The organism is Brevibacillus sp. NRRL NRS-603, assembly GCF_003013445.1.
Classification (GTDB): domain Bacteria; phylum Bacillota; class Bacilli; order Brevibacillales; family Brevibacillaceae; genus Brevibacillus; species Brevibacillus formosus.
On sequence record NZ_PXZN01000001.1, the window covers coordinates 23,333 to 37,258 of the forward strand.

Here is a 13,926-nt window from a genome sequence, read left to right on the forward strand (position 1 = left end):
ACGTGTCTATTCTTGTACACTTTTGATTAGATGTACAACAGGGACGATCCCTTTTCCTGTTAGTTTGGATAAGAGGTGACGATTTGAAACCGTTATTTTCGTTGGATAGTACGCTCTCTTCCTTAGCGATTCCGCTTCCACCTGATATTGTCAAAATACGCACAGGTGAAACTGTAGGTGAATGGATTGATAAAGAACGGAAGGGCAGAGTAGTCATCGTCTCTCCTACAACCACGCTCGAACAATCCATTAGCCACATTCTCGCTGGCCCAACCGTTTCCGATCTGCCGACAATCCTCATCGCGGATGAACAAGGGACTCCGACGGGAATGGTTGAGCCACACCAGCTCATGACTGCCTTTGTCGTGTTAACCCAAAACCAGTCTGCCCTGCTTAGTACTTTAATGGACACGATGAGCGAGGCTGTCACCATCGTGGACTCCCGCAATGTCGTCCAACACTGGAATCGGGCAGCAGAAACAATTTATGAAATCGATCGCGAGCAAGTCGTCGGAACCTCGCTCGATGAGCACTTCGCGAGTGAATCGATTCGCCTGCTCGATGCGCTGCGCCAAGGGACATCTGTTCAACGTGTCTATCACATTCCTCGTCCTGATAGTCATGTACTCATTAATGCCGCACCGATTCGCCGCGAGGGTGAGATTATCGGCGCGATTTCCATAGAACAGGATATTACCGAGCTGGTTCGTCTCAATGAAGAATTAGCACATACAACGGCCCATCTCCACAATTTGCAGCAAGAGATGAGTCGTTTTCAGGCAGCAGATGATCCTTTTTACGCGATCAAGGGGCATTCGGCCTCGATTCAATCCGCTATTGGTTCCGCAAAAAAAGTGGCGCAGACGGATGCGACTGTGCTGATTTATGGAGAAAGCGGCGTCGGGAAAGAGCTGTTTGCCCAAGCCATTCATCAGGCAAGTCGCCGACACGAAAAACCTTTTATCGCGATCAACTGCGGTGCCATTCCTGCCGCGCTGTTCGAAAGTGAGCTGTTTGGCTATCAAGGCGGTGCTTTTACTGGGGCCGAGAAAAAAGGCAAGCCTGGCAAGCTGGAGCTGGCGCATGGCGGGACACTTTTCCTCGATGAAATTGGGGAGCTGCCGCTAGAATTGCAGGTAAAACTGCTTCGCGCCTTGCAGGAACGACAGTTTTACCGAGTAGGCGGAACAGAGCCGATTACCGTCAACACACGGATTGTAGCGGCGACAAACAGACAGCTGGAGCAAATGGTTGCAGACGGTCGTTTTCGCGAGGACTTGTATTATCGGCTAAACGTCTTTTCTCTGGAAATCCCGCCGCTGCGCGAACGACGCGAGGATTTGCCGGAGCTCGTGCAAATTTTCATTCATGAGTATTCGGTCGCCCATGACCATTCTGTACCGCGCATCTCTCCCGAGGTCATGCAAGCGTTGTTCGAGTACAGTTGGCCGGGAAACATCCGACAGCTTCGCAACGTCATCGAACGTCTGTCGATCCTGCAAGAAAACGGCGTTATTTTGCCTGAGCATCTACCGTCCGTCATTCGCAGTCACGCAGAGCCCACGCACGTCTCTGTGCTGACGCCGATTGGGGGAACGTTTGCGCCGCCGACTCCGACAACGTCGTCAATTTTACGTCCATCCATTGCGCACCCTTCTCCACCTGCGAACGAAAAAGAGCGCATTCTGGCAGCGTTGGAGCGCACATACGGCAACAAAAAAGCAGCAGCCGAGCTGCTCGGCGTATCTCGCGGCACCCTTTACAATAAAATGAAGAAGTTCAATATTAACGAGGAGTCTTTCAAATGGGATTGATAACATGGTCCGATGGTACGTATCAAATCCATTATGCTGGGGAAACCATTGTCCTTTTGCCGAAGGAGTACGCCTTGTTTCAATTTCTGTACACATGGAAAAACCGGGCCTTTTCAAGGAATGATTTGCTAGATCGCGTCTGGCCGCTGGAAGAGCCTACTGACCGTACCGTTGACGATCACATTTACCGCTTGCGGAAAAAACTGCAAAAGTGGTCTCATCTGCTCACGATTGATACGGTCAGAGGAGTCGGCTATCGGCTTACGCTAAAGGAGCAGCAATCACCTAGTCCATCCGCATTAAACAGTGATTTCTCCGAGAACATCAAGAAAATGCTAACCACTTACCACGGCATGGGTATGGGGGCCGCTTTGCAGACGCTCTATGCGAATCAGCAAGTGCTTGGCTTCCAGATGGACTCTTTTTATGCTACCTATTTGCGGTTTGTTGGCGGTGACTTCGGCTGGTTTGTCGAGGATAAAACTCCCCCCATTTCTGACAAGCTGTTTTATTTGTTCCATTTGTACCATATGACAGAAATTGACTCGCAAAAAACATTAGAAATTTTACACTGGGCTCTGAAAAACGCGAAAAATATGCCTAAAAATTATCAGGATGAGATGCAGATCACTGCAATCAGTGTCTACGCCCAAGCCAAAGAATGGGAGCAAGCCAAAAAACAGCTGCTTCCTGCCAGAGAGGTTGTTGAGCGAGTCAATTCACCCGGCTTTCAACTCTTTTTTCAAGCGGAAGAAACCCTCTTGTATCTGCTCATGGGTGAGGTTGACGAGGCTGAGAAAGTCATTCAACGCTCTGATGAAATTTTGCAAGAACTCCCTATGCAGCGTGAACTCGGCAGCTTTACCATTGCGCGCGGTCTTTGTCTGTACCATCGACAGGAGCTTGCCAGAGCGCGCCGTTTGGTCGATGAAGGTCTGGAGGTCTTACGAAGCACCAAGTTCGTCCCCCATCTCATTTATGGCACACAAATGATCTTATTGTTCTTGAAAGACTTCCGCTACGACCCAGAATGGGAGCGCAAATACCAGAAAATGTGGCTGGAATTATCCGAAGAGTACAAGTTCGACTACTTGCAGAAAAAGATTCGTGCCATCATCTCATCAACTATCTGATATTCCTCTGACAAATCCCTTTTATCATCGAGTTAATAGATCGATGGAGGGATTTTTTTGTTAAAAGAAAATAGAACGTTTCGCACGCTGTTCATCTCTTACGGACTGTCTACGCTCGGCGATTGGTTTGATTTTATTGCGGTATCCATCCTGTTGGGGTTTGTGTGGAAGGTTGATCCGATGACGATGGCCCTCCTGCCCGTTGCCTATGCAGCTCCAAGCATTTTGCTCGGGCAATTTGCCGGGGTACTTGCAGACCGCGTGAACAAGGTACGAATGATCATGACCATGAATATCATTCAAGCTGCTCTCACTCTGGTTCTGCTTGCCATGCCTAATCCGTTCTGGTTCCTGGTGGTCATTGCCCTGCGTTCGGGTGCCTCTGTCTTCAACGATCCAGCACAACAGACCTTGACGCGTCAAATCGTACCTGAGAATCAGTTGTTACAAGCCTCTGCTTTGAATGGAGCCGTATATCAGATGGGGAAATTGATCGGTCCACTGGCCGGTGGATTGGTAGCGGCCGTTTTTGCACCAGCCATTTGCCTGATGATTAATGCTTCGACATTCCTTCTCTCTACTGGATTTTTGTTCACAATTCGTAAAGTAGAAAATACGTTGTCTCGTACATCTGTAGAAGAGCAGCCTCTCCCTTATCGGCAAGCATGGCAGGAGGGCTGGCGCATCTTTTTGCAAAACCGTATCCTGTTGTTCAGCACGCTCTTCGCAACCGTAACCTCGTTGGCGATTCAGCTGGCTGATACACAGTTTCCCGTGATCTTTCGCGAGAAGCTGCCCAACAATCCGGAAATGCTTGGGTTTACAGTCAGTGTCATTGGATTAGGCGCGCTTGCCACCGTCACCTTGCTACATCGCTTAAAAGAAATTCGTTCCTACGGGTGGGTGCTAGGCGGTGGCGTTTTGCTCATCGGAATTAGTTTTTCGTGGATTGGATTTTTCCAGCCGGGTGATGGCATGTATTGGCTGCTGATTCCCGCTATATTGGCTGGAGTCGGAACAGGTCTGACTTCGGTCGGCGCCAATTATCTGGTACAAAAAGAAAGCCCTCCGCAAGCACTGGGCCGCGTGAGGGGAATTATCGATTCATTGACGAGCGCCACTTTCATTATTGCTCCGTTGCTCGGTGGCGTCATCATGACCATCTGGGGTCCAAACACTGCTTTTTTATGGGTCGGAATGTTAATCACTGCGATTGGCGGAGGCGCTGTCCTCTTACAGCGCTGGATTTGGGGGAATCGAATAAAAGACGTGGCTGTTGCTACCGCTAAGGCTGGATCGGAACGAGTCGGATAATTTTATCGTCTCCTTCTCTCGGATTTCCACGACCATCGCGGTTGTTGGTCAACAAATAGATTGTGCCGTCTCTTCCTTCGACCACATCGCGCAGTCGCCCGAACTCGTCTTGGAACAAGGTAGCAGCCTCCAACACCCTATCAGGTTGAGAAACGTCTAAGCTAATTTTCTGAAGCTGCTGACCCCTAAGATTCGCTACGAGCAGTTGTCCTTTCCACGGCCCTCTGGATACAAACGTCATGCCAGAAGGAGCCCATGTCGTATCACCGCTTTGCAGGAGGGGGATTTTCATCCCCTCTTTTTTCTGTTCACCAGAAATGATTGGCCAACCGTAATTTGCTCCCGGCTCGATCCGATTGATCTCATCGTGTGCAGTCTGGCCATGCTCCGAGCTGTAGAGTATCCCTGTATCCGGATACCATGCGATGCCTTGCGGATTGCGATGTCCGTAGCTGTATACAGGTGAGCCGGAAAAAGGATTGTCGGCAGGAATGGTTCCATCCAGATTGATGCGTAAAATTTTTCCGGCGAGACTTGTTCGATCTTGCGCATGCATCGGCTCATGTGCATCGCCTGTCGTGATATAGAGACGCTGGTCCGGACCGATTTTGATCCGTCCTCCGTTGTGGATCGAGCTTCCCGGGATTTTGTCCAGAAGCACCTTGTCAATCTGTGCTGCGTTGTTTACTTCTCGCAGTCGCAGGACACGATTAAAAGTAGCGTCTCCCTCTTTGTATGTATGGTAAACGTACAAGTAGTGGTTATTTACAAAATCGGGATCGAGCACAAGGCCCAACAGCCCACCTTCTCCCTCGCTTATGAACGGGGCAGGGAATGAAATGAGCGGCTCTGGCAGCAGCTTGCCTGATTGAATCACTCGCACTCTTCCTGGTCGTTCTGTGAAAAAGATTCGACTATCCGAAGCTATATCCATGGCCCAAGGCACATCCAACTGATCAGCCAATACCTCCATCCGATATGGAAGAGTCTGTTGAGCTGGCTGCGTTTCTGTTGCAGGAATCGCCTCGCAGGCCATAACCGTCATACTCAAGATCAAGGTAAGCACGCACATCACCCATTTTTTCCACATCACACATTTTCCTCCCTGCGCGATTTGTCCAGTAGGAACCAGGAAGCATTTTAGACAAAACTTCGCTAGTGCACGCTTATGTTCCTTTTTCGCAGCCCCAAAAAACTGTTTGGATGTCCTACAGCAGTTATGCCGGGGCCGAAGCCCGGTGACATGCTTTCCAGTCGCCTGTATCCTCTCTACGTTCGGGCGGTCTCCTTCCAAACATATCACCGTGCTTCCACAGCAGAGGGCGTCGTCCAGTTTTTAGATCTTTTTGCTTGGTTTGCCAAGAAGTCTTTTCCGTTTTTTCTTTGCCATTTCATCCTCTTTTATGCCTTTTCAAATGTTGCCTGAAGCCGCGTAGGAAGAAGCGGATTTCCAGTTCTACTTTTGAGGAGCTCCCGACATTCATTCCGTAGCGGACAGCCCCCCCTCCCGGCAGGGCGTAGGCCGAAGCGTAGACTGGAAATCTGCTTCTTCCCCTCACTACAGCCCCTCCAAAAGGCAAAAAAAAAATTGGTCCCCATTGAACCAATTAAAGAACTACTCGATTTTCACTTGTCTACGTTCCTCGATTTGTCGATGCAAAATGTACTTTCGCAAATTGTGAAAATGACGTGCATTGATTCCTTTGATCGTACAACCGTAAAAATAGTTCGGCCCCTCTATTCGCTCATGAATGATAACCAGGTCAGTTTTCACTACCCCATCTGGGCGATTGCGACCATACAATTCAAAGGAAAAGACAATTTGCTGATCCTTAGGAATCTGTTTGTCTGAGCGGAATGCCAAGCCTCCCAGGCTCAAATTCACTAAGTACACCATTTGACTATAGACGGAAAAAAATGAGTCTGGCTCCTGCGTCGGATACTGGATCCAGCCCTTAACCTCCATGTCGAAACGGGGGTATCGTCTGCGCTGTTCCCGAAACTCAGCAGCTGTTGGGGAGTGGAACAAAAACAAGCGATTTTTATCTTTAGCCACGACTACGGCTTCAAACGTACTGATCGTTTCATAATCTGCCGTCAAAAGACAAGGGATCTGATCCCCTACTGTGACATCCAATGGGCCGGGAAATACAGCTTCGATCAAGTCCCCTTCTTCATAGGTAACATGACCTTCTATTACTCGATTCCCTTTTCTAATTTGTATTATGCTTTCCATCTGCGTTCTCCACCACTTCGCACAAATATATTACCGGGATTTCCGAAATCTTTACCTGGATGCTTTTCGCGGAAAATAAGGTATAATGGGAACATTGACAGATAGGAGGTTACAGACCGATGAATCGTTATCAATTGGTAACACTGGCTTTGGCATTTTTGGTAACCGCCTGTCTCATCGGAGTTGGCATTGCCATTGGGGAAAAAAGCCCCCTCGGTATCCTTGGCTGTATCGTTGTTGCCTTCTCGTTGATGGGATTTGGCTTTTCGTACAAGCGCAAGCATATGCGCTAACCTCTTCTCCGTTATCGCCGTACAAGCAAACTGTTCACATAAAACAGGACGGAGGGCAAGCCCTTAGCCTGCTTCAGCAGTTGTCTAGCAATAGTATAAATGTGTGGCTGGCTCCGATTTACCTTGCGATCCGCGAGATAAAACGCGACTAGCCCGTCCACGATCATACGGTGAAATGCAGGATTTGGCAAGCGTTTAACGCTTGCCTTTGCTTGTTTTATGAAAAGCTTCAAGCGTTCAGTCGCTATCCGTTCCGAATCGTAATAACTCACGAAGTTTAAATCTCCACCCATTTTATCTTCTTCCAGGTCAATTAAATAGTCTAATAAAATATGTAACCCGCACAGCCACGGAAAGTAAGCTTCACTTACCGTTTGAATTTGCTCTTCCCCTACATCTGGATCAGTCGCCAAGCAAAAAAGAGCGAATATCCCGATGGTCGAGCCTGTGACAGCCGCAAATTCTTGCCAGTGCAAATCGTGATAGCGTTCTTTGTACTGATCCCACCACGTCAACAAGTGATCCTCGCGCAACTGGGGAGCAATGTGCTTATATACTTGCAAATCGCTATACAAACAAGAAAACTCGAGTATCTTTGCCTGGATTTTTTCATAGGCTGGCAGTTGTGCGACATGCTGTTGACAGGTCTGAACCAGCCCAGCCAAAAAGCCGCCGTCATCCTTATCCTCACGGTACAAATAATAGTCTCGCAAGGGTGCGCCTGGTGTTAGTGCATCCTGCATCGAGGCGTGAAGCTGACGGAAGTCTTGCGGGTCTAATGACGTGCTGCGATCACACAGATTATCCAAATAGTCGCTGATTGTTTGATAGGCGACAATCAGCGGAACAATTGTCTCTACATGCGGGATGACCTGTGCTGCATAAACACATCCCCCTTGGCAGTGAAACTTTTTGGAGTTCATGCTGTCTTGCGCCTGTTTTCTCAGCTCGGGATTGGGAATTGCTTCTGCTCTTTTGTACCAAGCCGCAAACTCCCGCTCCAGAACAGGTTGCACATGACGATAGACTCGGTAAAGTAGCTGCCATGGATTACGTAGTTCGCTCACTTACTTCCCTCCCAAAACAAATGTAAAACGAAAGATATTCCCAAGCTTTTACCAGCTTACATCGAAGCCCTCGCTCATGACCAATAGAAATATCTTATCACATTTGGATGCCCACTCCAAAAATCAGCCCTGAAATACACCAATTCGCCTTTTTGACTCCATATAGAGTACAAAAATAAACTTTTTGGTATTGATACGAGTAGAAGAGATCGTCATTTCCCTCTGATTCTCCAGCTCCAGCATGCGTTTTCGCACCTCGGTAAAATCAAAGAATGTAGTCGCGTAGCTCTCGAATTTGGGATGACTATAATCGGTCAGCCCGAGGGAAGCCAGATGGGTTAATGCCTGATAAATGGCTCTGCGAACCCGTTGCTCAGCGGCCTTCGTTTCCTTTTGGATCAGGGCAGTCACTCCCTTCCCCAACTTGCGGGCAGCAATCGCCCAAAAAATATCGCGTAAAGGAGGCAAATTCCCTTCTCCGTCCCTCTCCTTCTCCCAGCGATACAGCCACTCCATCATGTCGAGTAAATCTTTGCTGCCTTTTTCGCTAATCATCCCCAGTTCAGTTAAGAGAAACCGTGCGGAAGACAAGATTCCCTTTTCAGGATACGATGCTTCTTTTCCTATAGCTGCCGTCACATTCATACTGCCGGACAATACAGAAAGTGACCGCTGAATACCCTCGATAGATTGCTGGAGCAATATGCGTTCCCGTACCTTTTGAAGAACACTGATGACCTCCAGGCGATTCACTGGTTTGGTCACGTAGTATTCGATCCCTGTCGCATACGCCTCAGCGATCATCTCCTTCGTTTCAATTTGCGAGATCATAACAATCTTGCCTGTAAAACGTCTCAGTTGGCGCACCGTTTCCATGCCATCTCGATTCGGCATTAAAAAATCAATCAACAAGATGTCTACTTGCTTCCAATTCAAAAAATCGTGGTCAATTTGCGAGCCATCCTCTGCTTCCCCACATACCTCTCCCAAATCAGCATCCTCAATCATTTGACCAAGCATGAATCGAATCGCAGGATCGTCGTCCACGATGAAGTAGCGCATGAGGTCACCCTTTCTGAATCAGAGTTGCGATTGGCAGGCGAATGCAAAATTGTGTCGTTTGTCCGCATGAATCCTCAGTTAACTCAATTGTTCCTTGGAGACTGTCTGTCACTTCCTTTACGTATGAAAGTCCGATCCCCGTGGAAGGCCTGCCTGAAACGTCGTATTTAGTCGTGAATCCAGGCATGAACAAGAGCTCCTTGTCCTTCACCAAAATGCCTGGCCCATCATCGGTTACACGAAAATGAATCCACTCCCGACTCTCGTCAATCGAAGCCGCGATCGATACCATCCCTCGGTCGCGGATGGCTTCGACACTGTTGCCAACCAGATTATTGATGAGTGAAAGTGTCGTGTAAATGTGGCAAGCGAGATACGGCACCTCCACATTCGTTTCAAACTGAATGTCTTTTTCCAACAGTCTCGCATACTTTCGTTGCCCCTGAACAATGATGGCTATTAATTCGCCCAGTGGCATATAGTCTCGTTCGTTCTTGTCAGAAATCAGCTTGGAGAGACCCGCATATATGCGTTGATTGTCCTTTTTCACTTCATGCACTTGTCCGGCGAGGGACAGCAGCCGCTTCGCATATCGCTTGTTCGTCCCATTCTTTTGTTCCATCTCGTTCATCTCGCGGTACAGCTCATAGCAGTTGCGCGTGATTTCCTCAACCTGATGCAATGTCTTTTTTAAATGAACAGATTCCTCATACAAATTGGAAATCAGCATCAACATCTGCTCGTTTCGATTACGCTGTTGCTTTTCCATCCATTTCGCCTGACGCAGCTGAATCATATTGAAAAAACTAAGGACAAAAAAACTGCGTATCAATGCAATGACGGCAATCGGGCCTACGACCTCCAACTGAAAGACTCCCTCCCAGGACACAGCACGGAAGGACAGCTCTACCAAATTGGCTGCTATTTCCGCGACTGTCCCCAACAGCCCCACCCAAAGCGGCCGATGATGTAGCATATTAACGCGAAAGAGCGAGAATAGACAAGCAAAGGTCGCATAATAGCAAAATGCCGGGAAGTGCATCTGAAGAGAAGGCAGAAACGAAAAGACATCTCCATACAAAAAATCCAAGACTATTCGAAATAGAACAACAATTAATCCAGTTACTATCCCTGCTAAGAAAGAAGGACGAAGCCACATTAAAAAAAAGAAAAAAGCCGTTGTACCAAAGCTAATGCGGAAATCATCTTGAAACGGGTAAAATTTGAGCTCTCCGGCAATCGGGACAGCAATGAGCATAAGAAGCAGGATCGACATGGTTTCTCTCATAAAATGTTGCCCGCACTTCCTCATAAGAAGTTGTTTAAAAAATTCGTCAACGTTTATTTCCTAGTTTACTATATTTTTTTATAGATTTTTGTAGTTTTTTATAGGCCTTCCCTTACAATGCCGTAGAAAGCTATATAAACAGAACATTTCGACTAGGGGGAATTATCTTGAAGAAACGTCATTTTCTTCTCTCGCTGACACTGCTTCTGTCCATGTCACTCATGACGGCATGTGGAGGGAACTCTGCACAAGGGGGTACAGGCGGGGGCAACTCCAGCTCAGGAGGAAGCGCCGATCCCTCCCAATTAATTATTGCAACAGGCGGTACAGGAGGCACTTATTTCCCACTCGGAGGCGGCATGGCTGACCATATTACGAAAAACGCTGGCATCACTGCTACAGCACAAGCCACAGGCGCTTCAGCAGAAAACATTCGCCTCATTCGCGATAAAAAGGCGGACATCGCCTTCACGCAAAACGACATTGCCGAATATGCGTCAAAGGGAACGAACATGTTCCAGCAAGACGGTAAAATTGATTCCTTCCAAGCATTGGGCGCTCTCTACGATGAGACCATCCAAATCGTCGTCTCGGCCGACAGCAATATTAAAAGCGTTGCCGATTTGAAAGATAAGCGCGTATCTGTAGGCGCTCCCGGAAGCGGCACAGAAGTGAACGCCCAGCAAATTTTGGAAGCATACGGGATGACCTTTGAAGATACCAAGCTCCAACGCCTATCCTTTGCTGACTCCGCCAAAGCCATTCAGGACGGGCAATTGGATGCTGCCTTCCAAACTGCTGGTACACCTACCGCAGCAATCACGGAGCTGGCAGCAACAACTGGTGTAAAAATCATACCGATTGACGCGGACAAAATCGATGCAATCATCGCCAAATACCCTTACTACGTGAAAACAACTGTCCCCGCCAATACGTACCAAACCGTTCCAGAAGAAGTGACGACCGTCTCCGTCAAATCGATGCTTTTGATTCGCTCCGATCTCAGTGAAGACCTCGTGTACAAAGTAACAAAGGCGATCTTTGAGAACAGCGACAAGCTTGGTCATGCCAAAGCCAAGGAAATCAAGCTGGAGAACGTGAAGAACGGCGTCAGCATCCCTGTTCACCCGGGTGCTCAAAAGTACTTCGACGAAAAAGGCGTGAAGTAAAGCCAGATGGTTTTTATCCAGGCAGTAATAAAAGGAAAAGGGCGGACGTTGTTCCGCCTTTTCTCCTTCCTTCTCCTCAGCATTGTCATTTATGCGGGTATCTCCACTCCGCTGATTCCCGCTCTGGTTATTCGGGATACACAGTCGAATCAAGTAGTTTGGAGTGCCAACATACTGGATGAAGCAGCATTTGGCATCCGCTGGACTCATTCCATTCATCGCTCCACAATCGAGGAGCAGTACCGGATTGTAGACGGTCAAATTATTTTGTCGGAGATGAGCTTTCACGATTACGGTATCGGCATGGAAAATGAATTGGCTCCTGGCGAAGAGCTGGTTCTTGCCGATGGACGATTCCACATTCGCAATATGCAGCGGTCTTTTCCTGCCCTGCGGCTGTTTATCGGGCAAGTACGGGCTAATCATACGTTGCTTTTCGCTGGAAAGGATATTCCGTTGAGCTTGATCGACAAGCCGGGAGAAGCCATCACGATTCAAGCAGAAAAGCGATCCATTCTGAGCGAGTTAGGAGGTTACTAGATGAGTACAACAACGAATATGAACCAGCAAGAGATGGATAAGCTGATCGCGCAATACGACAAAGAATCAGCCACACGCCAGCTCGCGGGTCCCATGAAGTGGATCTCTTTTGGTCTACTTGTCCTCTTCTCCCTGTACCAGTTATCCAGCACGCTGTTCTTCACACTGCCTCCCCAGATTCATCGCCCGATCCACTTAGCCTTCGGACTAGCACTTGTCTATCTGTTGTATGCAGGGACATCCAAAGGCAACAAGAACAAAATCGGAATCGTGAACATGATTCTCGCCCTGTTAGGCGTCCTTGTATCAATGTATTGGGTCATTGACTACGAAGGACTCGTTACCCGAACAGGTAACTATACGACAATGGATATGGTGGTGGGCGGTATTGCTGTCGTGCTTGTCCTTGAGGCTGCACGACGAGTCGTCGGAATTCCAATCGCTCTAATTGCTACTATTTTCCTTTTATACACCTACCTCGGACCTTACATGCCAGGCTTTTTGGAGCATCGCGGCAATGATATCGAACGGATTATCGGACACAGCTATTACACACTAGAAGGTATTCTCGGTACGCCACTTGCTGTTTCCTCTACCTTTATCTTTTTGTTTGTACTGTTTGGAGCATTTCTCGAAAAAACAGGGGTCGGCGAGTATTTTAACGATTTGTCACTGGTCATTGCAGGAAGACGAATCGGCGGTCCTGCGAAGGTAGCCGTTTTTTCCAGCGCCCTGCAAGGAACGATTAGCGGCAGCTCTGTTGCCAATGTCGTTACCTCTGGCGCCTTTACCATCCCGATGATGAAGCGGCTCGGCTATCGCTCCGAATTTGCCGCTGCGGTGGAAGCCTCATCCTCTACTGGCGGACAAATCATGCCGCCTGTCATGGGGGCTGCTGCATTTTTGATGGCGGAGTTCATCGGTGTTCCTTACTTGGAGATCGCCAAATCTGCGATTCTTCCCGCGATTTTATTTTTCGTAGGGATCTGGATTATGACGCACTTTGAAGCGAAGCGACTCGGATTACGCGGACTCTCGAAGGAAGAACTGCCAAACAAAAAAGAAGTCTTGAAAAAAATGTACCTGCTCCTTCCGATCGTGATCATTATTACAGCCTTGATGATGAACATCTCCGCCGAGCGGGCAGCGATTATCGGTATCGTCTCTACAATTGTCGTAGGAGCCTTCCGAAAAGAAACCCGCATGTCTATTGCTGATATTTTTGCAGCGCTTGCCTCTGGTGCGAGAATGGCTCTCGGCGTCGTCGCTGCAACTGCGTGTGCCGGAATCATTGTCGGTACGATTACGTTGACAGGGATTGGGTTGAAGCTGGCAAATGGTCTGATTGATTTGGCTGGCGGCCATCTTTTGCTTACGTTGTTCTTTACCATGATCGCCTCGCTCATTTTGGGAATGGGAACGCCAACAACAGCGAACTACATTATCACCTCGACCATTGCTGCTCCAGCGCTCATTCAATTGGGCGTTCCTGCTATCGCGGCTCACATGTTTACCTTCTACTTCGGAATTGTCGCAGACATCACGCCGCCAGTTGCGCTTGCTGCCTTCGCTGCTTCAGGCATTGCCAAGTCAAAGCCGATCCAGACAGGTGTAGAATCAACGCGGCTATCGATCGCCGCTTTTATGGCTCCCTATATTTTTGTCATCTCGCCAGCCCTGCTGCTGATTAATACCACCTTGCTGGAATCAATCTGGGTCATGCTGACATCTACACTTGGGATGATCGGTGTGGGAGCAGGATTGATCGGATACTGGATGTCCAAGCTAAACGTACTGGAGCGAATCCTGGCCGTTGCAGGTGGCGCGCTCGCAGTCATCCCCGGAATTGAAACGGATATCGCCGGCTTTATTTTGATCGCACTCGTATTTGCCCTGTCGTATTACAAAGCCCGCAAGCAAAAGCAATCTGTACAAACGACACTGTAAGAAACAAAAAAACCCTCCCAAGCATTCGTGTCCTGTTGTCAGGAAGCTTTTGCCCAGGAGGGT

12 protein-coding genes are annotated in these 13,926 nt (G+C 48.4%); 7 read left to right on the forward strand and 5 right to left on the reverse strand.

Annotated elements, in window-relative coordinates:
- Positions 1-83 precede the first annotated feature (83 nt).
- From C7R94_RS00135 to C7R94_RS00145, 3 genes are read left to right on the forward strand one after another with little or no spacing between them, the layout of a single operon-like run.
- On the forward strand, positions 84-1,814 hold the full coding sequence (locus C7R94_RS00135; RefSeq protein WP_106777962.1) for a sigma-54 interaction domain-containing protein: 1,731 nt from the start codon (positions 84-86) through the stop codon (positions 1,812-1,814).
- On the forward strand, positions 1,805-2,947 hold the full coding sequence (locus tag C7R94_RS00140) for a winged helix-turn-helix domain-containing protein (RefSeq protein ID WP_106777963.1): 1,143 nt from the start codon (positions 1,805-1,807) through the stop codon (positions 2,945-2,947). The genes C7R94_RS00135 and C7R94_RS00140 overlap by 10 nt, the downstream gene beginning before the upstream one ends.
- A 57-nt stretch (positions 2,948-3,004) precedes the next feature.
- Positions 3,005-4,261 carry an MFS transporter gene (locus tag C7R94_RS00145; protein ID WP_106777964.1) on the forward strand — a complete coding sequence of 419 codons (1,257 nt, stop codon included), beginning with the start codon at positions 3,005-3,007 and terminating at the stop codon, positions 4,259-4,261.
- Here the strand turns inward: C7R94_RS00145 and C7R94_RS00150 are convergent.
- Positions 4,233-5,351: a PQQ-dependent sugar dehydrogenase gene (locus tag C7R94_RS00150; RefSeq protein WP_106777965.1), complete on the reverse strand. Its 1,119-nt coding sequence runs from the start codon at positions 5,349-5,351 to the stop codon at positions 4,233-4,235. The genes C7R94_RS00145 and C7R94_RS00150 overlap by 29 nt on opposite strands.
- Positions 5,352-5,876: 525 nt before the next feature.
- A complete protein-coding gene (locus tag C7R94_RS00160; protein ID WP_106777967.1) occupies positions 5,877-6,497 on the reverse strand; it encodes a PilZ domain-containing protein in 621 nt (206 codons plus the stop codon).
- Between the two features lie 119 nt (positions 6,498-6,616).
- Here C7R94_RS00160 and C7R94_RS29945 point away from each other — a divergent pair, with 119 nt between their 5' ends.
- On the forward strand, positions 6,617-6,790 hold the full coding sequence (locus C7R94_RS29945) for a YlaF family protein (protein ID WP_007722723.1): 174 nt from the start codon (positions 6,617-6,619) through the stop codon (positions 6,788-6,790).
- Between the two features lie 11 nt (positions 6,791-6,801).
- Here C7R94_RS29945 and C7R94_RS00165 read toward each other — a convergent pair whose 3' ends face one another.
- From C7R94_RS00165 to C7R94_RS00175, 3 genes are all read right to left on the reverse strand, one after another.
- On the reverse strand, positions 6,802-7,857 hold the full coding sequence (locus tag C7R94_RS00165) for a tetraprenyl-beta-curcumene synthase family protein (RefSeq protein WP_106777968.1): 1,056 nt from the start codon (positions 7,855-7,857) through the stop codon (positions 6,802-6,804).
- 123 nt (positions 7,858-7,980) lie between these two features.
- Positions 7,981-8,919: a response regulator gene (locus tag C7R94_RS00170; RefSeq protein WP_106777969.1), complete on the reverse strand. Its 939-nt coding sequence runs from the start codon at positions 8,917-8,919 to the stop codon at positions 7,981-7,983.
- Between the two features lie 4 nt (positions 8,920-8,923).
- Positions 8,924-10,207, reverse strand: coding sequence for a sensor histidine kinase (locus C7R94_RS00175; protein ID WP_106777970.1), 1,284 nt, complete (start codon positions 10,205-10,207; stop codon positions 8,924-8,926).
- 167 nt (positions 10,208-10,374) lie between these two features.
- On the opposite strand from C7R94_RS00175, the gene C7R94_RS00180 reads away from it, so the two are divergent.
- Genes C7R94_RS00180 through C7R94_RS00190 form a run of 3 tightly spaced genes read left to right on the forward strand, consistent with a single transcriptional unit; the run spans position 10,375 to position 13,863 of the window.
- On the forward strand, positions 10,375-11,376 hold the full coding sequence (locus C7R94_RS00180) for a TAXI family TRAP transporter solute-binding subunit (RefSeq protein WP_106777971.1): 1,002 nt from the start codon (positions 10,375-10,377) through the stop codon (positions 11,374-11,376).
- Between the two features lie 6 nt (positions 11,377-11,382).
- The gene (locus C7R94_RS00185; RefSeq protein WP_106777972.1) at positions 11,383-11,916 is read left to right on the forward strand and encodes a DUF1850 domain-containing protein; all 534 of its coding nucleotides are present in this window, start codon (positions 11,383-11,385) and stop codon (positions 11,914-11,916) included.
- Positions 11,917-13,863 (forward strand): TRAP transporter permease, encoded by a 1,947-nt coding sequence (locus C7R94_RS00190; RefSeq protein ID WP_106777973.1) that lies wholly within the window; start codon positions 11,917-11,919, stop codon positions 13,861-13,863.
- Positions 13,864-13,926: the final 63 nt, after the last annotated feature.